Genomic DNA, 26,802 nt, shown 5'->3' with positions numbered 1-26,802 from the left:
GCTGACCCATTATAATGACTGAAATTTTGAATATTAGGGGAACGTGGATGCGTCCAAGTGAAAGAACAGCAAACCAGATCAGACCGGTAACATTTACACGTAACTACACAATACACGCTGAAGGTGCTGTATTAGTTGAGTTTGGTAATACAAAAGTACTTTGTACTGCAACCGTTGAAGCCGGTGTACCGCGCTTTATGAAAGGTCAGGGCAAAGGTTGGATCACCGCTGAATATGGTATGTTGCCACGTTCTACGCATACTCGTAACAACCGTGAAGCGGCCCGTGGTAAGCAAGGCGGTCGTACTATGGAAATTCAACGTTTAATCGCACGTGCATTGCGCGCTGCGGTTGACTTAAAAGCCCTAGGTGAAAATACCATTACTATCGACTGTGATGTATTGCAAGCGGATGGCGGTACACGTACTGCATCAATCAGTGGTGCATGTGTTGCGTTGGTTGATGCACTGACGCACATGCGTGCGAAAGGCATGATCAACAATAACCCACTTAAATTTATGATTGCAGCGATTTCTGTTGGTGTTTACAACGGTCAAGCAATCTCAGATTTAGAATACCTAGAAGACTCAGAAGCTGAAACCGACATGAACGTGATCATGACCGAAACCGGCAAGCTGATTGAAGTGCAAGGTACAGCTGAAGGTGAACCTTTCTCGTTTGAAGAACTAGATGAGCTATTAGGGCTGGCTAAGCATTCAATTCGCGAAATTATCGACCTGCAAAAGAAAGCATTAGCATAATCGGTTGTTGTTCAAGTTTAGTTTAGGTATCAGTTAAGTAGGTAAGAATATGAAAGCATATCAAAAAGAGTTTATTGAATTTGCCCTTGAAAAGCAGGTGCTTAAGTTTGGTGAGTTCACCCTGAAATCAGGCCGTACTAGCCCGTATTTTTTTAATGCAGGGTTATTTAATACCGGTCGTGATTTGGCACGCTTAGGTCGCTTTTATGCCGCCGCGCTTGAAGATGCGGGTATTGAATATGACTTACTGTTTGGCCCTGCATATAAAGGCATTCCAATAGCAACCACCACGGCGGTGGCATTGTCTGATCACTATGACAAAGACGTACCGTATTGCTTTAACCGTAAGGAGAAGAAGCAACATGGTGAAGGCGGTTCATTAGTGGGGTCGCCTTTGGAAGGGCGCATTATGCTGGTTGATGATGTGATCACCGCAGGCACGGCTATCCGTGAGTCAATGGAAATCATTGCCGCAGCGGGTGCTGACTTATCAGGGGTGTTAATTGCGCTTGACCGTCAAGAAAAAGGCAAAGCTGAGTTATCAGCGATTCAAGAAGTTGAGCGTGACTTTGGTACTCAGGTAGTATCAATCGTCAAGTTGGCTGACTTAATTGTGTATCTTGAAGAGCAAGGTAGCATGGGTGAACACCTTGATGCGGTAAAAGCATATCGAGATCAATACGGCGTAGCATAACCGCTGTTTGCGTAAAAAGCGTGAATTGATATGCGTAAGTTAAACACGCAAATTAAAAGTTTACACCGAAAAATGCCAGTCTCTGACTGGCATTTTTTTATGGTGTTTTATCATAATAAATTGTTGAAGACGGTGGTGGGCGAAAGCGTTTATAGAAAGCATTTATAGCAACTATTTATAAAAAGCGCTCAGAGAAATCGCAATACACACAGCAATAAATACCGGTACTCATCACGAATTCAGCCAGAGTCAGCTATTCTTGCCGTTTTTGCACAGCTGTTTTGCAGTTAGGTTTATGGTTTGTTGACCAGAAATTTGGCATAGTAAGCACCTTGCTGAACAGGGCAGCGTAAATCTTTACATAAGGCACACATTTTCATGGTCTCAACGCTAAATAATAACAAGCATATTCATATTTTGGGCATTTGTGGCACGTTTATGGGGGGCATTGCCGCCATTGCGCAATCGCTTGGTTATAAAGTAACAGGTTCTGATCAAAATGTGTATCCACCTATGAGTACACAGCTTGAAGCACTTGGCATTGAACTCACCCAAGGATACGACGTTGCACAGTTAAACCCCGCCCCCGATGTGGTAGTAATTGGCAACGCCATGAGCCGAGGTAACCCTTGTGTTGAGCACGTGCTTGAAAAAAACATTCCGTATACCTCAGGCCCAGAATGGTTAAAGCACCATTTGCTGCAAGACAGTTGGGTATTAGCCGTTGCAGGGACCCATGGTAAAACCACCACCGCCAGCATGTTGGCGTGGGTATTGGAGTACGCGGGTTTGCGCCCCGGTTTTTTAATCGGTGGTATAGTGCAAAACTTTGGGGTGTCGGCACGGGTCAGTGATACACCGTTCTTCGTGATTGAAGCCGATGAATACGATACCGCCTTTTTTGATAAGCGCAGCAAATTTGTGCATTACTTGCCCCGCACGCTGATCATGAACAATTTAGAGTTTGATCATGCAGATATTTTTGCTGACTTAAACGCCATTCAAACTCAGTTTCACCATTTGTTAAGAACGTTACCCGCCCAAGGTAAAGCCATTTACCCTGCGGACGATAGCGCACTGGTTGAAGTGGTAAAGCGAGGGTTTTGGAGTGAGCAGGAAACTTTAAACGGTGATTGGTCGTATAACTTGCTCGAAGCAGATGGCTCACAGTTTGAAGTGTGCTTAAACGGCCAAGTTGAGGGGCAGGTTGTATGGCAAGCAATTGGTGAGCATAACGTAAAAAATGCCATGATGGCCATTGCTGCGGCGCGCCATGTGGGCATTCCTGTTGGCGTAACGATTGACGCGTTAAGTGAGTTTATTTCACCAAAACGCCGTATGGAGTTGCTAGGGGAAGTGAATGGCATCAGTGTGTATGACGATTTTGCGCATCATCCAACCGCGATTAAAACCACGCTGGCAGGGTTAAAAGCCAAAGTGGGTAACGCCCCCGTGGTAGCCATTTTAGAACCGCGTTCAAACACCATGACAATGGGGGTGCATCAATACACTTTATTGGCATCGCTGAGTGAAGCCGATGAAGCCTATTTGTTTGAGCCTGATAATTTGGGGTGGTCGCTGCGAGAAGAAGCCAGCAAAGCGGGGCGTCAGTGCTTTTCGAGTATTGATGAAATCATTCAGCAAGTGTGTGCGCATGCCCAAGCAGGGCAACATATTTTAATTATGAGTAATGGTGGCTTTGGTGGGTTACATCAAAAATTACTTAGCGCGCTCAAAACAACGCGTGTCTTGTCACAATAGTGCGGTTTAATTAATAAGGGTCAATGTCGTGAATAGTTTTAAACCTGCGATTACGCTGGCGTTTAGTGGTGCATCAGGTGCGCCTTATGGGTTGCGATTACTAGATGTATTAGTGGCCATGAATTACCAAGTGTTTGTACTTATTTCCAGTGCTGCACGCGTTGTGCTTGATACTGAGTCAAATGTAAAACTCTCAGGTAATGAGCAAAAAGCCACAGAGCAACTAACGGCCATGTTTAATGCCCAACCTGAACAAATTAAGGTGTTTGGCAAAGACAATTGGTTTAGCCCAGTTGCCTCGGGTTCTGCAGCGCCTAAAAAGATGGTGGTGTGCCCGTGTAGTGCTGGAGCTGTTTCAGCCATTGCCATGGGCGCCTCCGACAATTTATTAGAGCGTGCTGCCGATGTGGTGATTAAAGAACGTGGGCAGCTCATTTTAGTACCTAGAGAAACACCATTTAGCTCAATTCACTTAGAAAACATGCTGAAGCTGAGCCAGTTAGGCGTCACAATTATGCCTGCGGCGCCCGGTTTTTATCATCAGCCAGAGACCATTAATGATTTGGTTGATTTTATGGTGGCACGCATTTTAGATCACCTCAATATAGAGCATACCCTGACCAAGCGGTGGGGTTATGGAGAACAAAAATAACATGACGGTTGCATTAGATATAAAAGGCTTGAAAAAAGTCTATAAAAATGGCGTTGAAGCGGTAAAAGGCATCGACCTACAGGTAGAGCAAGGAGACTTTTTTGCCTTGCTCGGGCCAAATGGCGCGGGTAAATCAACCACCATCGGGGTAATTGCTTCATTGGTGAATAAAACCGCCGGTGATGTTCAGGTGTTTGGGCATTCTATTGATACCGCCCTTGAAGATGCAAAGGCTGAGCTGGGGTTAGTACCTCAGGAGTTTAACTTTAGCCAATTTGAAACCTTAAGCCAGATTTTGGTCAATCAAGCTGGTTACTATGGTGTGCCAAGGCAAGAAGCCCATAAACGTGCTGATAAATATTTAGCACAATTGGGGCTACTGGAGAAAAAAGACAAACAGGCACGTACGTTATCGGGTGGCATGAAGCGTCGCTTAATGATCGCCCGCGCTTTGATGCATGAGCCAAAGTTACTTATTTTAGATGAGCCCACCGCGGGGGTTGATATTGAATTACGCCGTTCTATGTGGACCTTCTTACGTGAAATAAACGAGCAAGGAGTGACCATTATTTTGACCACGCACTACCTTGAAGAAGCGGAACTGCTGTGTAAAAACATTGCCATTATTGATCAAGGGGTGATTGTCGAGAACACCACCATTAAGGCACTGCTGGCGAAGTTAGACAAAGAAACCTTTGTGCTGGATTTAAAAATGCCAGTACAGCCAGTAGACATTGACGGGTATGCATTTAACTTAACTGACGAGCACACGCTGGAGGTGGAAGTTAGAAAATCACAAAGCCTTAATGAGGTGTTTGCGCAGCTCAGTGCACAAGGCAACACGGTATTAAGTATGCGTAATAAAGCAAACCGATTAGAAGAGTTATTTGTTGGGTTATTAGAGCAAGGGCGCGCGTCATGAGCATTACTCGCTACGGGGTAGCATTAAAAAGTATTTGGATTAAAGAGTGTATTCGATTTTTGCGTATTTGGGTGCAAACATTGGTGCCACCAGCCATCACAATGACGCTCTATTTTGTTATTTTTGGCAGCTTAATTGGCTCTCGCATTGGTGAAATGGGGGGCTTTAGTTATATGGAATTTATTGTTCCAGGCTTAATTATGATGTCGGTGATCACCAACTCTTATTCGAATGTTGCGTCGAGCTTCTATTCGACGAAATTTCAAAAAAGCATTGAAGAGCTGTTGGTTGCGCCCGTGCCAAACTACATAATTGTACTGGGTTATATGGGCGGTGGTATGGCACGAGGCATACTGGTGGGCTTCATTGTGACTTTGGTATCACTCTTTTTTGTGGATATTCAAATACATAATATTGGCGTGATTGTTGCGACGGTAGTACTGACGTCTGCGGTGTTTGCCCTCGGTGGGTTAATTAATGCGGTATTTGCTAACAGTTTTGACGACATTAGTATTATTCCTACTTTCATTCTGACACCTTTAACGTATTTAGGTGGGGTGTTTTATTCGATCACGCTGTTACCGGAGTTTTGGCAAGGCGTTTCACAAGCGAATCCCATTATTTATATGGTTAATGCGTTTAGATTTGGCTTTTTAGGGGTATCAGATGTCAACATTTATGTGGCATTTACGGTATTATTGGCACTTATTACTGGGTTATTTATCTTGGCGCTTACATTAATTCGCCGAGGAGTAGGACTACGTCACTGATGACAGAAGCAAATTCGAGAAGTATTGTCTCAAACCAGCCTAGCTTACATGAAAAGCTAGATGAGATTGTAAATAAACACCTAACGGCTGAGTTTAAAAAGCCCATTGCGGCACATACTCAAAAAGCGTTTGATGAAGTTAATGAGCGTGTTCAGGCTTTTACTGGCGGTATTGTTTTAGACTCATGTTGTGGCGTCGGAGAAAGTACCGCTAATTTGGCGAAACTGCATCCAGATGCATTAATTATTGGCATCGATAAGTCGGCACATCGGTTAGACAAACATGATGTTGAATATAAGCAAACGGAGTCAGGACAGTATATTTTGGTGCGAGCCGACTTGAATGATTTTTGGCGTTTGGCTGTGGCGGCCAATTGGCAGCCAACCCATCATTACTTGCTTTACCCAAACCCATGGCCAAAAGCAAAGCACATTGGCCGTCGTTGGCATGGTGCTGGGGTATTTCCTTTTATTGTTAAACTGGGTGGTAGACTCGAAGTACGCAGTAATTGGGATATTTACGTTAAAGAGTTTGCGCGTGCTTTACAATTATCAGGGCATCCGACTGCTGTCGAACCCTATAGTAGTGACCAAGCCATTACCCCCTTTGAACGAAAATACTGGATGAGTGGTCAGTCGAGCACGCGATTAGTCATAAACCTTTAGTGAGTTAGATTACGTGAGTCTGTTTTGATGTGAGGGGTCGCTTTGCCAATATAGCGACCCTGCATCATACTCACACCCGCATCAATAAAACGCTGAAACTGTGTTTCATCTTGCACGGCCCCCACAATCAATCTTATATCTCGGTCACTACATAGCTTGGCCAAGTGAGAAATAAACTCAAACACTTGATCATCTCTGTGCATATGTGCCGAAATACTCTCATCGAGTTTGATGGCATCGATATTGAGTTTCATAACTCGGCTGACGGTTAATAAGCCACTGCTTACCGCATTGATTAAAATTTTCACCCCTTTACTTTTGAGGCCATTAATACAGGTTGCCATTGAATTGAAGTTATTGAGCACCGCCTGCTCATCAAATTCAAAGGTCACCAGTGCAGGTTGCGGGTAACGCCTTAATTCTTGATTAATAAAGTCAATCAGTTGTGGGTCACTTGCATCTTGATAGCTGAGCTTTAAGCTCCATGCTGTATTGGTTTTTCTGAAGCGAGTGACACATTGCGTCAAAATGTTGTGGGTCATTTTGCCTTCCATGCGCGAGCGTGTTACAACTTTTTGATACATATCGGCATTGAGAATTGCACCTTGCTCGTTGATAACACGTGCTGTACAAATGTGTTGCGTAATTTGATTTTTTTGTACGTCAAATCGCGGTGTAAAGTAAGCGACAATACGGTTGTGTTCAAAGGCATTTTGTAAGGTATTAGCCATTGCCAGATGACTCGCTTGTTGCTGTTTCGCCTCTTGGTTGTTGGTGGTGTACATACAGACGGTTTTATTTTGTTGTTTGGCTTGGCGACATGCCACATAGGCGTTGTCTAGCAATAAAGCTTTATTACCTGAGGCGATACCTGCACACAATTGAATATATAGGTGTGGGCTATTTATGACAGGATGCGAGCTTGGAAACTCTCTGATCAAATTATTCAGGTAATGCTCTCCTTTATCGGTGTCGCACATGATCACTAATTTAGAGGTGGCAAGACGGTATACCGGATAAGGATAAGTAAACTCGCTAAAATGGCGCATGACCCGTTGAATGACTTGGTCGCCAATACTCGCCCCATAAAAGCTAATAATATCTTCTAACTCACTCACCCACACAATCGCTAGACTCAGGTGCTGGTTTTGGTTTTTAGCCAAATCACGCTCTAAAGCGATGCGATTAGCAAAGCCCGTTCGGGTATCGGAGGTCATGGCTTTACGATAAAGCAACAAGTAGAGCCCAGCGACGAGCAAAGAAATAAAGAAAAAGAAACTGGCGGTGAGCGTTGCCTTTGCCACGCTTGACCTTAATTGACGTTGCACGTTGTCAATGGTGATATCTGCACCGGCTAAGTAAATTGTGCCGTCTGCGCTCACAAACGGCACTAAAATGGTTTTAAAGTAGCCCCACTGGTCTTCAGAGACTTCAAAAACAGGTTCTGTTGAGCGAAATGCCCCTTTATTAATAACGGTGGCTTCTAAATAAGGGTCTAAGAATTGGGTGACACGCCCATTTTCTAAATCTTCTTTGGTGAAGCTGGACGATGTAAAGCGCACATATGGCGAGTCGTAGATCATGGTGTAGACATATTCAACACCGAGCGCTTCGCTAAGTTCGGTTAACTTGGCACTGAGTGACTGAAATTGATATTGCTCAATGTTTTCTAATTGGTTATGGAAATCATTACCGACAATAAGTTGTGCGCTTTTAGCCGCATATAATAGGCGCGTATCAATATCATCCATAATGGCTTGGCGTGTTGTATGGTAGGTATACCCAACATAAGCCGCAAGGCTTGCAATAAAGGTAGAGAACCCAATAAATAGCCAAACAACGAGAGAGGTCCTTCTGAGCATATAATTCCCTTTTTAATCCTGTCCCTTAATTTTAAACTTAGAAGCTAAAGCAATGCAAAGGATTGATAGCACATATTGATGTTATTTTTACTATTTAACCTCAGCTCTGGATAAGCGAATTTGCCCAATAAAGCTATTTTTCTCCCTCTCGGCGTTGCTTTCATTTGTAATAGCCCGCTATTACTGCATAAAAGCGCCTTGATATTGAACAAAATATCATCATTGGATTGTACGTAAGTTTGTTTACAAAACATTTTCTATTCCAAAACCCTTATCCAAACCTGAGGTTATTTATAAACTTAAATATACATGTAAATTTCAATAAAGTGTCGTTATATTTAAATGATAATGCCACTAATCATTAAGGTATTTCGCGACTTTTCAGCGTTCAAAGCGAGACAAACCTAGCAACTTGAAGTAAAGTTAGCCATTTCGTCATAACAAACTTACGGGCATTGTGGTAAACGCAATAGATCTGTAGGGGTAATTAGGTAGCAAGATGGGTCCAAAGCGTTGTGCTGTCGCTTCTGAAGAAAGTTTGATGCGTATTTTTACGGTGCCAGAAGCGCCAGATTCGACTCTGAGTAAGATAGAGTTAGAAATCTCTAATAATTTAGCCGGGTTCTTAAATGAGAACATCGCGGCCATTGAGAAGCCTTTACATGAAATAGAAAAGGACTTTCAGGATGCTGTGATCCCTGAAGAGCCTATGTTTGTGTCTGACTATGCGCAGGACATTATGGAGCAGTTGGTTGCCCATTCAGTGCACACTGCCGCACCGAGCTTTATCGGGCATATGACCTCAGCGCTTCCTCATTTTGTGCTTCCACTGTCGAAATTGATGGTAGGTTTAAATCAAAACCTCGTAAAAATCGAAACGTCTAAAGCATTCACCCCATTAGAGCGCCAAGTTTTAGGCATGATGCATCATTTAGCCTATGGTAACGAGGCGAGTTTTTACGATAAATGGATGCACAGCGCGAAAACATCATTGGGCGCGTTTTGCTCTGGTGGCACCATTGCCAACATTACCGCGCTGTGGATTGCACGAAATCGTTTGCTCAAAGCCGATGGCGAGTTTAAAGGCATTGCCGCACAAGGTGTGTTAGCAGGCATGCTGCATTACGGTTATAAAGGGTTAGCAGTGTTGGTGTCAGAGCGTGGCCATTACTCATTGGGTAAAGCCGCTGACATTTTGGGGTTAGGGCGAGATAATTTTATTGGCATTCCAACCCGAGATAACAACAAAGTTGACGTCGAAAAAATGCGTGAAAAAGCGTTGGAACTGCAAGCTAAAGGCATTAAGGTATTAGCCTTAGTGGGTGTGGCAGGCACAACGGAGACTGGCAATATTGATCCGTTGAATGAGATGGCAGATCTCAGTACGGAACTGGGGTGCTATTTTCATGTCGATGCCGCTTGGGGCGGAGCGACCTTGTTGTCAGACAATAACCGTCATTTACTCACTGGTATTGAACGCGCTGATTCAATTACCATTGATGCCCATAAACAAATGTATGTGCCAATGGGGGCGGGGTTGGTGTTATTTAAAGACCCTGAAGCCGCCGATGTGATAGAACACCATGCTGAATATATTCTACGTAAAGGCTCAAAAGATTTAGGCAGCCATACATTGGAAGGAAGCCGCCCAGGTATGGCGATGCTGGTGCATGCTTGTATGCGTGTGATTGGCCGCAAAGGCTATGAAATGCTCATTGATAAAGGGATAGATAAAGCAGGTTACTTTGCCGAGTTGATAAAAAGTGATCCGGACTTTGAGCTTATTTCTGAACCTGAGTTGTGCTTATTAACGTATCGGTATGTGCCCAGCCAAATAAAGCGCACCATTGCACAAGCGAATGAAGCTGAGCGCATTGAAATATATGCAGCGTTAAACCGCTTTACTGCGAGTATGCAAAAGCGTCAGCGTGAAACGGGTCGTTCATTTGTTTCACGTACTCGGTTGACACCACCACAATATGACAATCAACCGACGGTGGTTTTCAGAGTGGTGTTGGCAAATCCGTTAACGTCTAAAACAATTTTGAAAGAGATTTTAGCCGAACAAAAAACTTTGGCGCAAACAGATCCCATCTTTAAAAAGTACTTGGCAAAGTACCTGTAGTATTTAGGTATTTTCTCACAATCTAATCTAAGCCAAACCAGCGGATGGTTAGATTGTGCTTAACCCCCCGAAAAGCACATAATAATACGTAAATATACCTTCCATGAATAAAATAGTTCCTACTTTCTTGAATTATTGCGTATGCTTAGTAGAGGTATAAAAAGTGTTTGTTGTGTGTATTCTTAGTGGCTTTGGTGTCTTATGCTCAATGATTTAAGTGAAGTAACGCAACGTTTGAGACGTGTATGTTCTCAAGAAGTTGACGTTTCAGGTAGTTATCAAGCATTTTTACAGGATATTATTGACGAAGGACGAACAACACTTGCGGTTAGCAGGGTCTCTGTTTGGCTGTTTGACGATCATACTCAACCTTGCTTTTTACTCAATGTTGCCAATACTGATTGGTCAAGTAATGCGGATCAAACAGATTATGCAAAATTGAGTTATGAGCGTTACCCTGCTTATTTTGATGCGTTAATGACAGGTGAATCTATTGCCGCCCATGACGCTGAAACAGACGCTCGTACCGCTGAATTCACCTATGAGTATTTACGCCCTAATGGCATAACAACCATGTTGGATACCGTTATTTTTAAAAATGGTGTGCCCCATGGCATTGTTTGCTGTGAAGGCGATGGAGGGCCTCGGCAGTGGCAAATGGCCGAAGTGTCTTATGCGGAAATAATTGCGGATTGTTGTAGCCGTAGGATATTGGTGAGTGAGCTGTGGGCGTTACAACAACAACTGACAGACTTGGCATTTCAAGATGCGCTGACGGGACTAAAAAATCGCCGCTACTTGATGGATTATGCTGATAGAGAAATTAGCCGCCATACGCGAGCGGAGTTGCCATTAAGTATGGTGATGGTTGATATTGACCATTTCAAAGCAATTAATGACACCTACGGGCATGAGGTGGGTGACATTGTATTACAGGCTTTCGCGTCGTGTTGTAAACAAGTACTCAGAACCGAAGACTGCTTATGTCGGCTCGGTGGTGAAGAGTTTATTGCTATTTTACCTCACACCAATGCAGATAATGCGTATCATGTTGCTGAGCGTTTACGTATCGCTTTATCACAGGAGCAAATTCGTTATGGTCCTGAAAAAATCATGATTTCCGTCAGTTGTGGGGTGACGCAAGTCAATTTACAACTGCCTTTTAGTCAATCTCTAAAACAGGCCGATCACGCGGTTTACCAAGCCAAAGCTGAAGGGCGAAACCGCGTTGTAAGAGGCTAAAGTCATTTTATTGCGTTAAGGCACATTACTCATTGTAGAGAATAGTTTTGTCTTTGCCGGTTTCTTTGGCAGTATAAAGTGCTTTGTCTGCTCGTGCTTGAATCGCATCAAAGCGTTCATTATTCTTTTGATTAATCGCAATACCGATACTGAGTGTGACGCTTTCATGCATGAATGCTGGGTGCTGCGTACATTTTTCAGTGAAGACCTGACGAATACGCTCGGCGACTTCTAAAGCATGATGCGTATGCATGGCATAAGTCAGTACACAAAACTCTTCTCCTCCCCATCTGGCAACCGCATCACTTTCGCGAATGATGTCTGACAGTGTTTTGCCAGCCAGCTCTAAAACTGTATCACCAACGAGGTGGCCGTGTGAGTCGTTTAACAGTTTGAAATTATCAATATCAAGCATAAAAACATGTATGTTGCTGTGCTGGCGTGCGCCAATGGTAAGCAGCGGCTTTATTGCGTAGTAAAAACCACGTCGATTGTATAGGCCTGTGAGAGGGTCGTGATGAGCAGCTTTGTCTAATTCAGCGATAAAGCGGCTGGTACTGAGCAGCATTAAAATCGGCGCTCCGACCATAATGCCAACTAAGGCACCTAACCAAGTAATAACAGCCACGGTACCTGTTTGTTTACCGATAAGAGGCAGCTCACCAAGCGCGCCATTGGTGGTATAAATGATGGTGGCAATGACTTCAATGAGCACAAGCGATGCTGCCACGCGCGAAATGGTTTTTTCGTAGCGATTATTGTTAGCATAGCGCCATAAGCAATACGCAAAGCTTGTTCGTACTACGATCAGCCAGATACCAATGGTTACGAGGCGCACATCGCGTATCGGCATGACAAAGGTAAACACAACGGTGGATGCAAAAATGGTTATAAATAGCAGGGAAATAGTACGAGGGAGTAAAGGTTTATTCATAAATTGCCAAGTGCCCGCCAGTAACCAAGTGTGACCAGCAATCAACATGGTGTTATAAGTAAAACCCCTAATGGGGTTCCACTCAGATGAAACAAAAACATTAATTGCGTAGGCAATCGCTAAACAGCTATAACCCAGCGCCCACATTCTGGCTCCCAGAGCTGAGTCGCTCATTTTTCCAATGGCAGCGATCATAACGGCACCAATGAGTGCGGCGAGCGTTAATGCAAACATCAACGTAATATCGTGAAACTCCACTTTTTTAGTCACCTTGTGATTATTTTTATCTGTATCTTATTTTCAGTTGCTTTACTTACTCTCTACCAAGTGCATGATTTGACTGTGTCAAACCAAGGTGCAGTGAATACTTTGTTGGGCACCTTAGCCGGTAAAGTCACACTTAAATTTAACCGTGACGCTAAGTGTTGTTTTATTAATGCTTTGAGGCCTCGACTTTCTAGTTGGTAAAACTGTGAAATGAGTTGCTCTTTAGTAGCTTGGTTGATTTTTTCACCTTGCTCAAATTTATAAGTGCTATTTACCCAAAATAAGTAAATTCTTTTCGGTTTATCGGGTAGTTCATTAACGAGCTGCGCGATAGGTTCATACAGGCGTTGATAGTTTACAAATTGTTTTTGCAGTAAGAAAACAAAGAGTAAATTGATGCCAGAATTGATATGTCCCGGTTTTTTTCCTTGTAGCTGATGTCCGGCCAATGCAAGTCTAAAATAGGCGTTAGCCTGCTCGAGGTTGCCGTTATCTAACGCAAGCACCCCCAAATTATTGGTGATTGTTGCTACAGCGCTTTTTTTGTCTAACTTTTTAGCAATATCCAATGCCTCTAAATAGAGTGTTTTAGCTCTGCGATAGTGCTCTTGCCGACGCGCAATAATGGCGGAACTGATTGTTAACCCGATTCTCTGAACAGAAGATGAAGGTTGCTTGAGTGCACAATGAAAAGTGAGTTCGGCCTCTTTAAAATACGAAGACTTTCGCAGCCAAATTCCCACCATTCTCAAAATAGCGACGCGCTTTTGTAAAAAGAAAGGGCGTGTAGGGTGTGAAAGCAAGTATTCTATTGATGCACCCGCACGTGTCAGTTGATTGGTGTTAGTGGATGCTCGCGTGTTGACCATATGCCAAAGAATTTGTTGCTGCGGGGTCAATTGGGCAAGATCAAGGTTAGTGTCCAGTATATGTAGCGTTTGTGTTGGGTCTGACGACAGAAAGTATTTTGCTTGTTGCAGCAAATATTCATTCTCAGCTTTTTGGTCACTCGGTGCAGCGGCACATAACTCACAGACGAAAAGGGTGAAAAGAATAAAGGTTTTGTACAATGAAATGTACCCAGTATTAAACAGCGTTATTCAAGTATAGGTTAGCTTGGGATGACACACCAATTAGGGGGCAGGAATAAGAGAAGAGCCTATTCCTGAAGGGGGATGGTCGGCGTATTTATCTTATTGTTCAGGCATTTGTGAAGAGTGGTGCTCTACAATAAGCCATTGTGTCTTAATTTTTTGATATACAAAAGTAAACCGTGCTTGTACTTGTCGGTTCTGGTTTAACTGAATATGGTAAATTCCTGAATGAATGGCAATGTTGGTATAAGTACGAACATTACTTTCCACTAAATGAGCTTTGGGCTCATTCTTTAAAAATAGAATGAAGTAATCTTCAAACTCTTGTGGGTTGTGGCGCACCAGATCAGAAATGGTGGGTAGTAAAACCGCGTCGTGAGCGTATAACTCAGTAACGCGTTTTGGGTCGCCGCTTTGTAAGGCTTGGTTCCATTGTTCAAATAAGGTAAGGACCAGTTCTGAGGCCATATTGCTTCCTATTTAATAGTATTTTTGTTCATAAGCGACGGCGTTGTGCGCATGTAAGCTTTCTTGATGCTCTACTTTAAATTGGTAGTCTTTGACAAAGTCCATGCTTTCTAAGTTTGCTTTTAAGCGCCGAGCAGCATCTTCACAAAACATCAAATTTTTGGCATTGAGCCTAGCGAACTCTTGTTCATCTTGACGTTTGACAGCGGTTTGTACTGGAGTGCCTATGACTTCTTCAAATTGAAAAATGAATTTATCTAATGGGTTCCATTGCGCTTGACTGTTGTGCTCTAAATGTAAATGCAGATATGCGTAAGAGCGTTGACTATGAGGTGTTGCAATGGAACCGTGCTCTGATTGCAGCCACTTTAACAGCTGAGCTTTATCAATGTGTGATTGGGTAAATTGCTTATCAATGGCTTGGGCACTCAGTTGGCGCGATAACGATGCCGAACAAGGGCAGGTGCTGGAATAAGGTATCGTGAGTTTCAGCTCATAATGAATGCGACCTTGTTCATTCGTGGCGATTAAACTGATTGGATAACGTTGCAGCCCAGTTTCTTGACTCAGCAAGGCTGATTTTTCGATAATGATGTCAAAGTCTAGTTGTAATTTGGCGCTGTCACTAATACCCGCTTGCGATGCAACAGCAAGCCGAAGTAAGGTATTGATATTGGCTTGATCACATTCTTCAGCACTGAGCTGATTGAGTAATCGATATAGCCGAGACATATGAATGCCTTTGGCCTGAGAGTTCACTAAATTGACAAAGATATGGCCGTGGGCACTTGAACGCTGGCTACCTTGCGCCAACGTTAAGTTCAGTGGCACAGCGATATTTTCCATACCCACCCATTGTAACGGCAGGTTTTTATGGTGGGTATGCTGGCTTTGTATATCAGGGAGTGAATTATTGTTTTTCAAAGGTTAATCTCCGTGCGCTAAGCGGTTGCTCTATAATTTCTTTGCCATTAAATACCAGCTGACCATTCACCCAAGTGCTGACAATACTGGCGCTAAATTGGTGTGCCATATAGGGAGACCAATCGCAGTGATAGAGGATGTTTTCTGATGTGACATGATATTGTTGAGTCGTATCGACTAACACCAAGTCCGCATAGTAGCCTTCGCGAATATAGCCTCGCTCTTTGATGTTGTAGCGAATAGCGGGGTTGTGTGCGGTTTTTTCTACCACCTGCTCAAGAGTCATTGTTTGGCGCTGAACTTGGTCCAGCAAGGTTAATAAGGCATGTTGCACTAATGGCAATCCGGCAGGGGCGCTGGGATAAGGTACTTGCTTTTCTTCCCACGTATGTGGTGCGTGGTCGGTTGCGATGATATCGATACGACCATCTTGTACCGCACTAAGAAGTGCTTGTCGGTCTGATTCTTTTTTTATTGCTGGGTTACATTTTATTTGATTGCCAAGGCGTGCATAGTCGAGTTCTGAAAACCATAAGTGATGTACACATGCTTCAGCTGTAATTTTTTTAGTGTGAATCGCACCGGGTGTAAATAAGCTCAGCTCTTTTGCTGTTGTAATGTGCAATACATGTAATTGGCTATCAAACTGTTTTGCAAGATTAACTGCGTAGGATGAAGAGGCATAACAGGCTTCGTCATCACGAATAACGGGATGATCTTGAATGACAATGTCTCTGTGTAGTTTATCAAGCTGTGCTTGATTGTTTGCTATCACGGGGCCGCTTTCACAGTGCGTGACGATTAAGGTCGGGGCTTCACGAAAAATCCCTTCTAATGCGCTGGTATTCTCTACTAACAAGTTACCCGTTGACGCGCCCATAAAGACTTTTACGCCGCAGTGTTTGCTCGGGTTTAAACGCTTTATTTGTTCTAAATTATGCTCGGTAGCCCCCAGATAAAATGAATAGTTCCCGATACTGCTGCGCGCTGCGATATCAAACTTAGCTTCAAGTGCCTCAATGCTGGTAGTAGCTGGGTTAACATTGGGCATCTCCATAAAGCTGGTTATACCGCCCGCTGCTGCTGCCCGAGATTCACTTGCGATAGTCCCTTTGTGTGTTAAACCTGGTTCACGAAAGTGTACTTGGTCATCAATCATACCTGGTAAGAGATATTTGCCTTTCGCATCTAATACAGGCTCGTTGGCCTCTGGCGTAATTGAAAAGGCGATTTTCTCGATATGCTCGCCGACAATACGCACATCGCTACTGACTATTTGCCCTTCATTGACGAGCTTTGCGTTTTTAATTAACATTAAACTTCCTCTACTTTTTGATATTCGCCAGTAACTCGGACATGGTCTTCTTCGACCTTTAGATAAAAACAATGTCGACGACCGGTGTGGCAAGCGGCACCTGTTTGGTGTACTTCACACAGCACGGCATCGCCATCGCAGTCAAATGACAAATTAACGAGTAATTGCACATGACCGCTGGTTTCACCTTTGACCCAAAAGTTTTGCCGACTGCGGGACCAATACGTAACTCGACCGGTGTTTAAAGTACGCTTGAGCGCGTCGATATTCATCCATGCCATCATGAGTACTTGCTTAGTTTCAGTGTCTTGGGTAATTACCGGAATAAGCCCATCTTGATTAAAAGCCAGTTGAGCGAGTACTTCATCAAGGGGAATAGGCTGTTCTTTGGGATGATATTCAATGGATTGAAAGTACGTATGCTGCATTGCTTTTCCTCATGTCACAAAGTTAGCTGCCAATACTTGTGCATATATCGTTATTTACCTTCAGATAAATAAGCGTGTTTAGTGGTACACGACCATGGCCCATTTACTGGTAATTATTTTTTTATCAGTGCTATGTACTTTCTTAAAGTGAAAAGCGAAGAATCTCCTGAAAGGTGCAAAGCACGTTCAGAGTGCCATCTCTTTATATTTATATATAGTATAGTTTAATTATGTTATAACATATCATTTAAAGTTTGAAAGTTAAAGTAAAAAGTGGGCACATACTATTTACGACATAGGGCGGTATAGCGCGCTTAAGGTGTTACTTACATCAGGGCTGAGTTCTTACTTTTTAACTCATGCATCTAGTGGAGTAACGCTTCAGGGTATGAGCTTTCTGGCATGGGCTTCGTATTCACACAGAGCACATTGCATTTTCATGGGGCGGGATGTTGCGGTATAAAATATACAGTGCTAAATTGTCATTGTTCATTATTTGAACATACATGGTTAACCTCAGGTTTGGATAAGGGTTTTGGAATAGGAACTATTTTGTAGACAAACTTACGTACAACCCAATGATGATATTTTGTTCAATATCAAGGCACTTTTATGCAGGAATAGCGGGCTATTACAAATGAAAGCAACGCGAGAGTGAGAAAAATAGCTTTATTGGACAAATTCGCTTATCCAGAGCTGAGGTTAGTTAACCTTATTAAGGAAAATAATTATGAAATTAATACTGAATAAAAGTAAGTTAAAAACATTATCTCAGGATAAAAGCGCTTTACCTGAGAATATGACACCAAAAATAGTCGGCGGTGGTTTATGGGACACTCAAGCTGGCTGTGTACCCACTTATAAGGCTGCTTGCAGAACGGTAAACCAATGGTGCGGCCCTTCTGGCGTATGCTAAAACGTCATGATCTTCCCCTAATAATGTACACACCTTTTATTTAGAGAATGAAGTAAGATAAGAGGTTAAAGTGACTTTTAAAGTTCATAAGAACAATGGGATCTGCATTTCCCTTAACCTAGAGGCTTGCAGAAAGATGTTGAAGAAAAAGGTGCAGTAGCCGAATGCTATATTGCGATATTTGTGGCAATTGGGTGCTTATTTCATTATCAATTTAACGGAAATCTCGGCTTTTAGCCGAGATTTTTATATCTTGCTGTTGCCAGCTCATAATGTGTCGAAGCTAACTTCAATATGGGCGTTACCGTCGTCTGAGGTAAAAGGCATCATTAATTTTGCGCCTTCACACTTATGTGTAATTGTATGACCTGTACCAGACACAACAATCGGTGTAGCCATTTCAAAATCATAGCCCTTTTCACCTAATAAATTTTTGGCACCACCTGTGACCATGTTGGTTATTTCACCAACCATATCAGTGACTTCTTCATTAATACCCTCAGGGCGCTCACCTAACATACGTTCCATAATTGTGAGTGCTAGGCTTTCATCAAAGGAAATTGAGAAAGAGCCTTTCGTTTGCGGGCCGACCATACCAATTAAACCAGATACATCGCCACGTGCGACTTCGTCTTTTTTGACTTTCGGCTTCCCTGGAGTCAACTCAGTTTGTGCCATGGTTGACAGCACATTAATTAAAGACGCCAAAAAAGGATTGATGAACTCTACCTTCATTAGGGATTCCCTTGTTTTCTCTTATTTAATAATTCATATAACCAATATGTAAGTGTAGTGCGTTTTAGATGTAGTTGCCTCTACTGTTTACATTTTTTGCATTGGCCGTGGGCTTCAATAGTTTGAGCACTGACTGTAAAGCCTTTCTCTGCAGCTAAGTTATTCAGTTCATGAGAAATGATACTAGAATGCAATTCATCAACGTGGCCACAACTGTCACAGATGAGTAGCTGTACAGGGTGAATGTGATCAAAATGGTGACACAACATGAATGCATTCGCGCTTTCAATTTTGTGAATGAACCCTAACTCAGACAAAAAGTCGAGCGCACGATAAATCGTGGCTGGTTTTGCTCCAGATTCCGTTAGTTTAAGTTCTTCTAGTAAATCATATGCTCCAACCCCACCTTGCTTACTTGCGAGTAGCCTAAATACTTTCTCGCGAATGGGGGTGAAACGTGCACCTTTGTTATCACAAACTTGTTTGGCTTTACTCACCAATAGTTCAACATTCATAATTTAGATCCTTACACTGCTTAGCAATACTAACATATTCTTTTTAATAGTCTTGTGTTGTTAAAAATTATTATTAATTTAACAAAGCGGAGTTATATAGCTGCACAGAAGCAGAGCATTGCCGTGGATAGAAACATATTGTAAGTGAATCTGGCTGAATGTGCGAGTTTTAGTGATGTTATTGAAAAAAGCACATGTTTGGTCCTGCAAAAGCCTATATATAGTTCGTAATAAAAGACCTCATATTACGACATGCGATTAGGTGATGGTTTTGTTCATAGGTTTAAGGGGAAAGCAAAGATGAACCTAGTGCGTATTAGACAGTCTGAATTAATCTGGGCATTAATTTTGTTGCGTAAAAGTAGCAGCGAAGCGATAGGGCTGTGGGGGAAATGTCAGCAAGCCGCCAGTGGGCAATTAATGGACCTTGACACATTAATTATTTTAGAAGAGCCGCACATATGAACATATTAATATTTAAAGATGTATAATTTAACATTATGGTAACGAGGTTTACTTTATTATCGTAGTTCGATTGATATTGAGCATGTTGACGGATCTTTAAAAAGAGACGGATGGGGAGTGGGAGTGTTTACTGATACGCAAGCTAAATTGAAATGTTGGTTTCAGCGCTTAGCCGCAAGGCCGAATTATGGTCGCTATGAAAAAATCGACAAAGAGATGGAAGCTATTGATTTTCAAAATACATGCTCCCAGCAACTGTTGTGCCTTGATGATGTGAAAGCATATCGTGTCCACCATTATGGCGTTGAAGATGTTGTAAAGTATACACGAGATACACAGTCAATTTATGTTAAACATGTCTTTATTGATAAGATAAAAGGCAAAGTAAAGCCCGTAATAACAGCGGCTGATATCGATTTCTTTCGCTCGTTAGATCACCTTTCAATGTACTGTTATGTTTTAGTGTACGTAAAAGATCCCCAGACAAAGTATTACGATAGTGCTTTTTTTCTAGACGATTATGAAGCCATTCAAGGCATAGACAGCACCGAAGCTGAAAAGCGTTTAGCGGGCTTAGATGCGATTTCAAAAATCATCCGCAGTATATTGTTATAAACAAAGTCTGCTAAATTTCGCTCTGAGTTACTGGTAATCGATGATTTTGTGATGATTTAAAATAGGGGCGGCATATATCTACCTCGTACTTTTATTGTGTACTCATTCAGCTCAGTAAAGGCTGGTAGCTCAGCTGATTTTTGTCATTTTGTATAAAGGCTTCTTTTATCGTAATGGTTTTTAAGAAGCCCTAAGTGATTGCCAGTTTTTGGCATTAACCATGCTGCTTAGTATCGGCCCCATGGAGGAGCCGATGAACCCCCTTTGGCAGGTAGTGTTGGTGCGGAGTGTGGGTTATTTGATCCACCCATTACTTTACTCAGTGTTTCTTTTGATAGTATGTTCATGGTACTTGCCTTCGATAGTTTTAGTGAAATACTGAGTTTAGAATGTCATGAATTATGCTCTATGTCATGTGGGGCAAGGGACTCTAGTGCTATGTTGTAAAGCAGGAGGTGATGGAAAGTATGTTCATGGGTATATCGTGGTTATGTAGAAGTATCTTATAGCAAGGGATCATTAGTTTTGAGGTGGCGCTTTAAAATAACGACATCGCGAGTTAATCCACCAGCGTTAAGAAGGGTAAATTACTCATGTTGGTATAGGTTAACGGTATTTGGAAAGTGTGCGAAACTGTATTTTTTGACATGCTAGATATCATGTTCACCAATCAATAGTTAAATACAAAGATAACTGGTTTGAATTAATCAGTATGTGTTACTAGAGGGAGGTAAATATTTTGAAATGGTGGCCCCTCCCAGACTCGAACTGGGGACCTAACGATTATGAGTCGTGTGCTCTAACCAACTGAGCTAAGGGGCCATAGACAATACGATTTAGATTAATCATATTTTATTTCGCTTGAAAGTGTTATCAAGCGGGGTGCAGTATAAAAACTTTTAAAAGCCTTGTCACTAGTAAATGTAATAAATTTAACTATCTGTAAATCAAACGGTTAATTTTTCTTCAATTTCAGCGTAATACCGGTTTTTAAAACAAAAAAGCCAGCATCAGAGCTGGCTTTTTAGGGTGATGAAATTAGGCAATACCGAGTTTCTTCTCTAAATAATGGATGTTAGTGCCACCATTATGGAAGTTTTCATCAGCCAATATTTTCTTATGCAATGGCGTATTGGTTTTGATACCGTCAATCACAAGCTCATTTAACGCATTGCGTGCACGTGCAATAGCCACATCGCGGTTTTCGCCATAAGTGATAAGCTTACCAATCATAGAGTCATAATGCGGTGGTACAGTGTAATCTGCGTATATATGACTATCCCAGCGGATCCCTAACCCACCAGCAGGATGGAATCGTGTGATTTTACCTGGAGATGGAATAAATGAATCAGGGTCTTCTGCGTTGATACGACATTCAACAGCATGCCCACGGATCACCACATCATCTTGAGTAAATGAAAGAGGTTGCCCCGCTGCAATTTTTAGCTGCTCTTTGATCAAGTCGACACCAGTCACCATTTCAGTAACAGGGTGCTCAACTTGAATTCGCGTATTCATTTCAATGAAATAGAACTCACCATTTTCATACAAGAACTCAAAAGTTCCCGCACCACGATAGCCAATTTCAATACATGCACGCGTACAACGTTCGCCAATGAATTTGCGCATTTCTTCGGTAATACCTGGTGCAGGTGCTTCTTCAACGACCTTTTGATGGCGGCGTTGCATTGAGCAATCGCGCTCACCTAAATGAACGGCATTACCTTGGCCATCAGCCAGCACTTGTACTTCGATGTGACGAGGGTTCTCTAGGAATTTCTCCATGTAAACCATGCCATTACCAAAGAACTGCTTGGCTTCTTGTTGTGTTAGAGCAATTGAATCAATTAATTCAGCTTCGCTGCGTACCACACGCATACCTCGACCACCACCGCCGCCTGCGGCTTTGATGATAACAGGGTAACCGATGCGTTTGGCTATCTGAACGTTACGTTCTTGATCTTCCGTTAAAGGACCATCTGAGCCTGGTACACAAGGTACTCCGGCTTTACGCATCGCTTCAATCGCGGCAACTTTATCACCCATGATGCGAATAGTATCGCCTGTCGGGCCGATGAAAATGAAACCACTTTGCTCAACTTGGTCTGCAAAATCAGCATTTTCAGATAAGAATCCGTATCCTGGGTGAATTGCGACGGCATCAGTTACTTCTGCGGCTGCAATAATGCGTGGAATGTCTAAATAGCTTTCGGTCGCTGCTGGTTTACCAATACAAATGGTTTCATCTGCAAGCAAGACATGCTTAAGATCACGGTCAGCTGTAGAATGCACAGCGACAGTTTTAATCCCAAGTTCCTTGCAGGCACGCAATACACGAAGTGCAATTTCACCTCGGTTTGCAATGACTACTTTATCTAACATAGCGTTTGCCTTCTGAGTGCGTGATTATTCGATGATGAATAGCGGTTGGTCGAATTCAATTGGGTCGCCATTTGCTACAAGGATCGCTTTAACTACACCCGCTTTGTCAGCTTCGATTTGGTTCATCATTTTCATGGCTTCTACGATACAAAGTGTATCACCAACGTTTACTTTAGTGCCTACTTCAACGTATGAAGGTGCTTCAGGGGAAGCGGCTGAATAGAAAGTACCAACCATCGGCGAAAGAACTTGATGACCTGCAGGCGCAGCTGGAGCTGGAGCATCTACTGCTGGTGCGGCTGTAGCAGCTGGAGCTGGTGCCACAGGAGCTGGTGCAGCAAATTGTTGCGGTGCAGCAACAACAGGTGCGCTGCTAAAGCGATTAATGCGTACTGATTCTTCACCTTCAGTGATTTCCAGTTCAGCAATCCCTGATTCTTCTACTAATTCGATAAGTTTTTTGATCTTGCGAATATCCATACAATGACCCGCCTGTTAGTTAATTTGAGTTATTTTCGCTGTGCAATTGGCTAATCGCTGCTGTTAACGCTGCGTGATAGCCCATTGCGCCTAATCCACATATTACTCCCTGCGCCACATCGGAAAAGTACGATTTATGACGGAAGGATTCGCGTGCATATACATTCGTAATATGCACTTCGTAAAAAGGTATCGAGACACTGAGTAATGCATCGCGCAGCGCTATACTGGTATGTGTAAAAGCGGCTGGGTTAATGATAATGGCATCAATGTTTTGCCAAGCGTCATGTATTGCATTAATGAGCTCTGCTTCGCTATTGCTTTGCAGGTGCGTCAGTGTCACATGTTGTTGCTGTGCATAATTCGTTAGGGGCTGCATAATATCGTCTAAAGTCTGCGTACCATATTTATGAGGCTCGCGGCGACCTAGCATGTTCAAGTTTGGGCCATTTAAGACTAAAATCTTTAACTGTGTAGACATAATGCGTGAAATTCCCTTAAATTTAAAACTAACGAATAATTTAGCTTATGATGTTAGTTAACTTAAGCTGTTCAACGAGAAATAGCAACTTTTTCTCACGTTCGCAGACTATTATAGAGAGTTCGGGGTAAATAGCAGCAAAATACTGGTCTAATGAGAGAGGCTTGAAGGGAAAAAGGTTAAGCGTTTGCTTAACCTTTAGAGAGTTTATTGTAGCGCGTTACGTACTTTTTTTAAGTGAGCAGAAAATTCATCGGCACCTAAAAAGCCTGTTACTCGTAGTTCGGGCATTTCATTACCATCTTTGTCGAAAAATAAAATGCTGGGTAATCCGAATACCGTATACTCTTCCATGATCTCAATGCTGGTATCATTTGTGTCGGTGAGATCAAGTTTCAATAGCGAGAAATGTTTAAACTCAGCTTGGACGTTATCTGCAGGGAAACTGTATTTTTCAAATTCTTTACAGGCTACGCACCAGTCAGCATACAAGTCGACCATCGCAATTTGGCCGTTATCGTTTGCTTCTTTGGTGGCAACTTTAAGCGCTGCCAAATCAGCGAGTAGGGTAAATCCTTTTTTGCCGGCTACTTCAGTGGATTGCACTGACGCATTTTGACTCGGAAGCACAACGTACTTGGCTGTTAATACACTTGTTAGCAGTAAACCACTTGCGAGTGCCCAGAGTAGTGTTTTGAGCTTGCCCGCGGTTTGCGTGCTTTGCCAATAATGTAAATACAGCGCTGTTGCGGCCATTAAGCCTGCAGCCATGAGTAAAATAGTGTCAAACGCTAAAATACGCTCAAGCAAGATCAATGGCACCACTAACATGATAAATCCGAACAGGGTCTTGACTTGTTCCATCCAGCCGCCAGCTTTTGGTAATAGTTTACCGCCTGATGTACCGAGTAATAGTAAGGGCAGCCCCATACCTAGGCTTAGAACATATAAGGTTACACCGCCAACAACATAGTCACCACTTTGTGCAACATAGAGTAATGCAGCGGACAAAGGCGCCGTTGTGCAAGGTGAGGCGATTAAACCAGATAATACACCCATAGAAAATACACCTAAATAGCTCCCGCCTTGTTGTTTGTTACTGACAGAGGTCAGTCTATTCATCATACCGCTGGGTAGTTTAATTTCGTACCAACCAAACATCGACATGGCTAATAATACGAACAATAAGCTGAAACTAATTAACACGGCGGGGTGTTGTATATAACCCTGCACTTGACCACCCAGTGCGGCAACCACTAAACCCAAAGCGGCATAGGTGACAGCCATACCTTGGATATAAACAAATGATAATCGAAATGCCTTTTTAGTTGATAGCCCTTGTTGTCCTGCAATTAAGCTCGACAAAATGGGAAACATAGGAAAAACGCAGGGTGTAAATGCCAAGCCAACACCAACCACAAAAAAGATCGCCAAATTAGTTAAAAAGCTTTGTTGGGCGAGTTGCTCCGTAAATGATAAATCATCGCTACTGGTGAGAGTGTTGGCGTCCTTGAGTGGCGCTTCCTGAGCTGTGTTCGTGGTGTTTGCATCAGATTCAGTCAAAAGCGGTGTAAGTGGCACAGTGATGACTTCTGGTGGGTAGCATAAGCCAGCCTCGGCGCAGCCTTGATAGCGAATTTTAACAACAGCATTGTCTTGTATGGCACTAAGTTTAGATACCACTGAAAATGAATCAAAATACACTTGCGTTCTGCCAAAAAATTCATCTTCAATCTCTTGACCTGGTGCGAGCTCAGGCACTGAAATAGACGCCTCTTTGGCTATAATTTCAATCTTTTTTTGATAAATGTAGTAACCAGGTTCAATTTCCCAGCCAATAAACAGGATGTTGCCTTGTTGATCAAAGTCAAACTTGAACGCTTCATCAACGGGTAAAAACGTATCTTGCTTAGGTGCAAGTAAGCTATCCAAGACAGTATTTGATGCATGTACTGGCAGTAACCACAGTAAAGAAAAAAGAAAAACCAACAATCTCATTTATTGAGTACCTCATCTATATCAGTAACGACTTATGCACATTGCGAATGCTTGGCATTAAGGTGTGATGTTATCTGATTGTGTGTGAGTAACAACACAGATGTTATATTGCGTGTTACTTAACTTTTGCCATATCTATGGCAGACCTCAATGTGAAAGAAATGTTCCCTTTTACATTGAATGAAATCAATTATTTATTAAGCCTGCATATGAATGTGGATATGATAGACACAGTGAGTTAAATCATACTCATAAATATGGCATCATAGAGACATTATATTTGGGTCGTTTGAATCAGCTTCATAGTAGCGGATAGACTCAAAATTCCCAAGCAGATTGCGCTGGCTTGAAATGAGACCTTGTCACCCATATTTATCTTTCATAGGAATTAGGAGAAAGTATGTTTCGAATTTTATTTGTGCTGTTTATTGTTGTTCCCATTATAGAGATTGCGTTGTTGATTCAAGTGAGCGATGTTATTGGTGGCGTCGCAACCATTGCATTGGTGGTATTGACTGCGGTATTGGGTGCCAAGTTGGTAAAACAACAAGGTCTCAGTGCATTCTCAAATGTGCAAGGGCAAATGGCGCAAGGGCAAATGCCTGCAAGTGAGTTATTCAGTGGCTTATGTGTGATCATCGCTGGTGTATTGTTGATGACGCCGGGGATTATGACTGATGTAATCGGTTTTATGTTATTAACGCCCCCTATTCGAGTGCATTTAGCGAATGCACTGGTGAAACAAATTGGTGCGCAAATGCATGCAAAAATGTCAGCTCAGCAAGGTGGCTTTTCGCATCATGCGCAACAAAGTCCATTTGAGCAACCACAATCATCGTTTGATAAAACGGAAGGTGTGCAAGAGCAATCAAGCACAATTGAAGGCGAGTATCAGCGAAAAGATTAAAAAAATTACAATTTTTACTTGGATTTTAAAAATGCCATCCCCATTAATGATGGCAACTGAAAATGAACTTTTTTTCTGTTATGTGCAGAAACTGTTAGGAGAACAAATTTTATGAATATTCGTCCTTTACATGACCGTGTAATCATCAAGCGTCTTGAAGAAGAAACAAAATCTGCTGGTGGTATTGTATTAACTGGCTCTGCTGCAGAAAAATCAACACGCGGTGAAGTGGTTGCTGTGGGTAACGGCCGTGTTTTAGACAATGGCGAAGTAAGAGCACTAGAAGTAAAAACAGGCGACACAGTACTGTTTGGTTCTTACGTTGAAAAAACTGAAAAGATCGAAGGTCAAGAGTACCTGATCATGCGTGAAGACAACATCTTAGGCATTGTAGGCTAACCCTACTTTTCAACTTTCAAAGCAT

Annotated in this window: 27 protein-coding genes and 1 tRNA gene; 14 read left to right on the top strand and 14 right to left on the bottom strand. The window is 42.5% G+C overall.

Going from position 1 to position 26,802, the window contains the following annotated elements; all coding sequences use genetic code 11:
* Window positions 1–47: 47 nt before the first annotated feature.
* The 7 genes from rph to trmB all read left to right on the top strand — a co-directional run bounded on the left by rph (window position 48) and on the right by trmB (window position 6,225).
* On the top strand, window positions 48–761 hold the full coding sequence (gene rph / locus PAUR_RS01060; protein WP_010363685.1) for a ribonuclease PH: 714 nt from the start codon (window positions 48–50) through the stop codon (window positions 759–761).
* Window positions 762–810: 49 nt separating this feature from the next.
* On the top strand, window positions 811–1,455 hold the full coding sequence (gene pyrE, locus PAUR_RS01055; protein ID WP_192505989.1) for an orotate phosphoribosyltransferase: 645 nt from the start codon (window positions 811–813) through the stop codon (window positions 1,453–1,455).
* Between the two features lie 378 nt (window positions 1,456–1,833).
* Window positions 1,834–3,216 (top strand): UDP-N-acetylmuramate:L-alanyl-gamma-D-glutamyl-meso-diaminopimelate ligase, encoded by a 1,383-nt coding sequence (gene mpl / locus PAUR_RS01050; protein ID WP_192505988.1) that lies wholly within the window; start codon window positions 1,834–1,836, stop codon window positions 3,214–3,216.
* A gap of 28 nt (window positions 3,217–3,244) precedes the next feature.
* A complete protein-coding gene (locus tag PAUR_RS01045; RefSeq protein WP_192505987.1) occupies window positions 3,245–3,868 on the top strand; it encodes a flavin prenyltransferase UbiX in 624 nt (207 codons plus the stop codon).
* 1 nt (window position 3,869) lies between these two features.
* A complete protein-coding gene (locus PAUR_RS01040) occupies window positions 3,870–4,790 on the top strand; it encodes an ABC transporter ATP-binding protein (protein ID WP_192506075.1) in 921 nt (306 codons plus the stop codon).
* A gap of 2 nt (window positions 4,791–4,792) precedes the next feature.
* Window positions 4,793–5,560, top strand: coding sequence for an ABC transporter permease (locus PAUR_RS01035; protein ID WP_192506074.1), 768 nt, complete (start codon window positions 4,793–4,795; stop codon window positions 5,558–5,560).
* The gene (gene trmB, locus PAUR_RS01030) at window positions 5,560–6,225 is read left to right on the top strand and encodes a tRNA (guanine(46)-N(7))-methyltransferase TrmB (protein ID WP_192505986.1); all 666 of its coding nucleotides are present in this window, start codon (window positions 5,560–5,562) and stop codon (window positions 6,223–6,225) included. Before PAUR_RS01035 ends, trmB begins: the two co-directional genes overlap by 1 nt.
* Here trmB and PAUR_RS01025 read toward each other — a convergent pair.
* Window positions 6,222–8,087, bottom strand: a complete 1,866-nt coding sequence (locus tag PAUR_RS01025; protein WP_192505985.1) for an EAL domain-containing protein — start codon at window positions 8,085–8,087, stop codon at window positions 6,222–6,224. The two genes, trmB and PAUR_RS01025, sit on opposite strands and share 4 nt — an antisense overlap.
* 499 nt (window positions 8,088–8,586) lie before the next feature.
* Here PAUR_RS01025 and panP point away from each other — a divergent pair, with 499 nt between their 5' ends.
* Both panP and PAUR_RS01015 read left to right on the top strand, forming a co-directional pair.
* Window positions 8,587–10,212: a pyridoxal-dependent aspartate 1-decarboxylase PanP gene (panP, locus tag PAUR_RS01020; RefSeq protein WP_192505984.1), complete on the top strand. Its 1,626-nt coding sequence runs from the start codon at window positions 8,587–8,589 to the stop codon at window positions 10,210–10,212.
* 201 nt (window positions 10,213–10,413) lie between these two features.
* Window positions 10,414–11,454: a sensor domain-containing diguanylate cyclase gene (locus PAUR_RS01015; protein WP_192505983.1), complete on the top strand. Its 1,041-nt coding sequence runs from the start codon at window positions 10,414–10,416 to the stop codon at window positions 11,452–11,454.
* A 25-nt stretch (window positions 11,455–11,479) separates the two neighbouring features.
* Here PAUR_RS01015 and PAUR_RS23875 read toward each other — a convergent pair whose 3' ends face one another.
* The 6 genes from PAUR_RS23875 to hisI form a co-directional block, all read right to left on the bottom strand.
* Complete coding sequence (locus PAUR_RS23875; RefSeq protein WP_192505982.1) at window positions 11,480–12,646, bottom strand: GGDEF domain-containing protein; 1,167 nt, start codon at window positions 12,644–12,646, stop codon at window positions 11,480–11,482.
* 62 nt (window positions 12,647–12,708) lie between these two features.
* The gene (locus PAUR_RS01005) at window positions 12,709–13,725 is read right to left on the bottom strand and encodes a tetratricopeptide repeat protein (protein ID WP_192505981.1); all 1,017 of its coding nucleotides are present in this window, start codon (window positions 13,723–13,725) and stop codon (window positions 12,709–12,711) included.
* 123 nt (window positions 13,726–13,848) lie between these two features.
* Window positions 13,849–14,217 (bottom strand): SgcJ/EcaC family oxidoreductase, encoded by a 369-nt coding sequence (locus PAUR_RS01000; RefSeq protein ID WP_192505980.1) that lies wholly within the window; start codon window positions 14,215–14,217, stop codon window positions 13,849–13,851.
* 12 nt (window positions 14,218–14,229) lie between these two features.
* Window positions 14,230–15,141 carry a GTP cyclohydrolase FolE2 gene (folE2, locus tag PAUR_RS00995; RefSeq protein WP_192505979.1) on the bottom strand — a complete coding sequence of 304 codons (912 nt, stop codon included), beginning with the start codon at window positions 15,139–15,141 and terminating at the stop codon, window positions 14,230–14,232.
* Entirely contained in the window at window positions 15,128–16,456 is a 1,329-nt protein-coding gene (locus PAUR_RS00990; protein WP_192505978.1) for a dihydroorotase, read from the bottom strand. Before PAUR_RS00990 ends, folE2 begins: the two co-directional genes overlap by 14 nt.
* On the bottom strand, window positions 16,456–16,884 hold the full coding sequence (hisI, locus tag PAUR_RS00985) for a phosphoribosyl-AMP cyclohydrolase (RefSeq protein WP_192505977.1): 429 nt from the start codon (window positions 16,882–16,884) through the stop codon (window positions 16,456–16,458). Before hisI ends, PAUR_RS00990 begins: the two co-directional genes overlap by 1 nt.
* A 730-nt stretch (window positions 16,885–17,614) precedes the next feature.
* Between hisI and PAUR_RS00980 the strand changes: the two genes are divergently transcribed.
* Window positions 17,615–17,800 carry a hypothetical protein gene (locus tag PAUR_RS00980; RefSeq protein WP_192505976.1) on the top strand — a complete coding sequence of 62 codons (186 nt, stop codon included), beginning with the start codon at window positions 17,615–17,617 and terminating at the stop codon, window positions 17,798–17,800.
* Between the two features lie 267 nt (window positions 17,801–18,067).
* Here PAUR_RS00980 and PAUR_RS00975 read toward each other — a convergent pair whose 3' ends face one another.
* Window positions 18,068–18,535, bottom strand: coding sequence for a chemotaxis protein CheX (locus tag PAUR_RS00975; protein WP_192505975.1), 468 nt, complete (start codon window positions 18,533–18,535; stop codon window positions 18,068–18,070).
* Window positions 18,536–18,615: 80 nt separating this feature from the next.
* A complete protein-coding gene (locus tag PAUR_RS00970; protein WP_192505974.1) occupies window positions 18,616–19,050 on the bottom strand; it encodes a transcriptional repressor in 435 nt (144 codons plus the stop codon).
* Window positions 19,051–19,350: 300 nt separating this feature from the next.
* Here PAUR_RS00970 and PAUR_RS00965 point away from each other — a divergent pair, with 300 nt between their 5' ends.
* Both PAUR_RS00965 and PAUR_RS00960 read left to right on the top strand, forming a co-directional pair.
* Entirely contained in the window at window positions 19,351–19,515 is a 165-nt protein-coding gene (locus PAUR_RS00965; RefSeq protein ID WP_192505973.1) for a hypothetical protein, read from the top strand.
* A gap of 123 nt (window positions 19,516–19,638) precedes the next feature.
* Window positions 19,639–20,130 (top strand): hypothetical protein, encoded by a 492-nt coding sequence (locus tag PAUR_RS00960; protein WP_192505972.1) that lies wholly within the window; start codon window positions 19,639–19,641, stop codon window positions 20,128–20,130.
* Window positions 20,131–20,875: 745 nt separating this feature from the next.
* On the opposite strand, the gene PAUR_RS00955 is transcribed toward PAUR_RS00960, so the two are convergent.
* The 5 genes from PAUR_RS00955 to PAUR_RS00935 all read right to left on the bottom strand — a co-directional run bounded on the left by PAUR_RS00955 (window position 20,876) and on the right by PAUR_RS00935 (window position 25,471).
* Window positions 20,876–20,952: transfer RNA gene (locus tag PAUR_RS00955), tRNA-Ile, on the bottom strand.
* Between the two features lie 216 nt (window positions 20,953–21,168).
* Window positions 21,169–22,512, bottom strand: coding sequence for an acetyl-CoA carboxylase biotin carboxylase subunit (accC, locus tag PAUR_RS00950; RefSeq protein ID WP_192505971.1), 1,344 nt, complete (start codon window positions 22,510–22,512; stop codon window positions 21,169–21,171).
* A gap of 24 nt (window positions 22,513–22,536) precedes the next feature.
* Window positions 22,537–22,992, bottom strand: coding sequence for an acetyl-CoA carboxylase biotin carboxyl carrier protein (accB, locus tag PAUR_RS00945; protein WP_192505970.1), 456 nt, complete (start codon window positions 22,990–22,992; stop codon window positions 22,537–22,539).
* A 19-nt stretch (window positions 22,993–23,011) separates the two neighbouring features.
* On the bottom strand, window positions 23,012–23,473 hold the full coding sequence (aroQ, locus tag PAUR_RS00940) for a type II 3-dehydroquinate dehydratase (RefSeq protein WP_192505969.1): 462 nt from the start codon (window positions 23,471–23,473) through the stop codon (window positions 23,012–23,014).
* 207 nt (window positions 23,474–23,680) lie between these two features.
* Complete coding sequence (locus PAUR_RS00935) at window positions 23,681–25,471, bottom strand: protein-disulfide reductase DsbD (RefSeq protein ID WP_192505968.1); 1,791 nt, start codon at window positions 25,469–25,471, stop codon at window positions 23,681–23,683.
* 400 nt (window positions 25,472–25,871) lie between these two features.
* On the opposite strand from PAUR_RS00935, the gene PAUR_RS00930 reads away from it, so the two are divergent.
* Both PAUR_RS00930 and PAUR_RS00925 read left to right on the top strand, forming a co-directional pair.
* Window positions 25,872–26,378, top strand: a complete 507-nt coding sequence (locus PAUR_RS00930) for an FxsA family protein (protein ID WP_192505967.1) — start codon at window positions 25,872–25,874, stop codon at window positions 26,376–26,378.
* A 111-nt stretch (window positions 26,379–26,489) separates the two neighbouring features.
* Window positions 26,490–26,777 carry a co-chaperone GroES gene (locus PAUR_RS00925; protein ID WP_010365634.1) on the top strand — a complete coding sequence of 96 codons (288 nt, stop codon included), beginning with the start codon at window positions 26,490–26,492 and terminating at the stop codon, window positions 26,775–26,777.
* Window positions 26,778–26,802 lie beyond the last annotated feature (25 nt).

The sequence above is a fragment of the Pseudoalteromonas aurantia 208 genome, assembly GCF_014858725.1.
GTDB lineage: Bacteria > Pseudomonadota > Gammaproteobacteria > Enterobacterales > Alteromonadaceae > Pseudoalteromonas > Pseudoalteromonas aurantia.
Note: the sequence above shows the minus strand (reverse complement) of the source record. Positions and strands in the feature narration are given on the sequence as shown.

Excerpts from the sequence above, each read along its gene's own strand:
- aroQ (WP_192505969.1), bottom strand. The coding sequence starts at position 23,473 with ATGTCTACACAGTTAAAGATTTTAGTCTTAAATGGCCCAAACTTGAAC.
- rph (WP_010363685.1), top strand. The coding sequence starts at position 48 with ATGCGTCCAAGTGAAAGAACAGCAAACCAGATCAGACCGGTAACATTT.
- PAUR_RS00930 (WP_192505967.1), top strand. The coding sequence starts at position 25,872 with ATGTTTCGAATTTTATTTGTGCTGTTTATTGTTGTTCCCATTATAGAG.
- PAUR_RS01025 (WP_192505985.1), bottom strand. The coding sequence starts at position 8,087 with ATGCTCAGAAGGACCTCTCTCGTTGTTTGGCTATTTATTGGGTTCTCT.
- PAUR_RS00975 (WP_192505975.1), bottom strand. The coding sequence starts at position 18,535 with ATGAAGGTAGAGTTCATCAATCCTTTTTTGGCGTCTTTAATTAATGTG.
- PAUR_RS00970 (WP_192505974.1), bottom strand. The coding sequence starts at position 19,050 with ATGAATGTTGAACTATTGGTGAGTAAAGCCAAACAAGTTTGTGATAAC.
- accB (WP_192505970.1), bottom strand. The coding sequence starts at position 22,992 with ATGGATATTCGCAAGATCAAAAAACTTATCGAATTAGTAGAAGAATCA.
- pyrE (WP_192505989.1), top strand. The coding sequence starts at position 811 with ATGAAAGCATATCAAAAAGAGTTTATTGAATTTGCCCTTGAAAAGCAG.
- PAUR_RS01015 (WP_192505983.1), top strand. The coding sequence starts at position 10,414 with ATGCTCAATGATTTAAGTGAAGTAACGCAACGTTTGAGACGTGTATGT.
- PAUR_RS00980 (WP_192505976.1), top strand. The coding sequence starts at position 17,615 with ATGAAATTAATACTGAATAAAAGTAAGTTAAAAACATTATCTCAGGAT.
- PAUR_RS00925 (WP_010365634.1), top strand. The coding sequence starts at position 26,490 with ATGAATATTCGTCCTTTACATGACCGTGTAATCATCAAGCGTCTTGAA.
- trmB (WP_192505986.1), top strand. The coding sequence starts at position 5,560 with ATGACAGAAGCAAATTCGAGAAGTATTGTCTCAAACCAGCCTAGCTTA.
- PAUR_RS00990 (WP_192505978.1), bottom strand. The coding sequence starts at position 16,456 with ATGTTAATTAAAAACGCAAAGCTCGTCAATGAAGGGCAAATAGTCAGT.
- PAUR_RS01000 (WP_192505980.1), bottom strand. The coding sequence starts at position 14,217 with ATGGCCTCAGAACTGGTCCTTACCTTATTTGAACAATGGAACCAAGCC.
- PAUR_RS01040 (WP_192506075.1), top strand. The coding sequence starts at position 3,870 with ATGACGGTTGCATTAGATATAAAAGGCTTGAAAAAAGTCTATAAAAAT.
- hisI (WP_192505977.1), bottom strand. The coding sequence starts at position 16,884 with ATGCAGCATACGTACTTTCAATCCATTGAATATCATCCCAAAGAACAG.
- mpl (WP_192505988.1), top strand. The coding sequence starts at position 1,834 with ATGGTCTCAACGCTAAATAATAACAAGCATATTCATATTTTGGGCATT.
- panP (WP_192505984.1), top strand. The coding sequence starts at position 8,587 with ATGGGTCCAAAGCGTTGTGCTGTCGCTTCTGAAGAAAGTTTGATGCGT.
- PAUR_RS00935 (WP_192505968.1), bottom strand. The coding sequence starts at position 25,471 with ATGAGATTGTTGGTTTTTCTTTTTTCTTTACTGTGGTTACTGCCAGTA.
- accC (WP_192505971.1), bottom strand. The coding sequence starts at position 22,512 with ATGTTAGATAAAGTAGTCATTGCAAACCGAGGTGAAATTGCACTTCGT.
- PAUR_RS00965 (WP_192505973.1), top strand. The coding sequence starts at position 19,351 with ATGAACCTAGTGCGTATTAGACAGTCTGAATTAATCTGGGCATTAATT.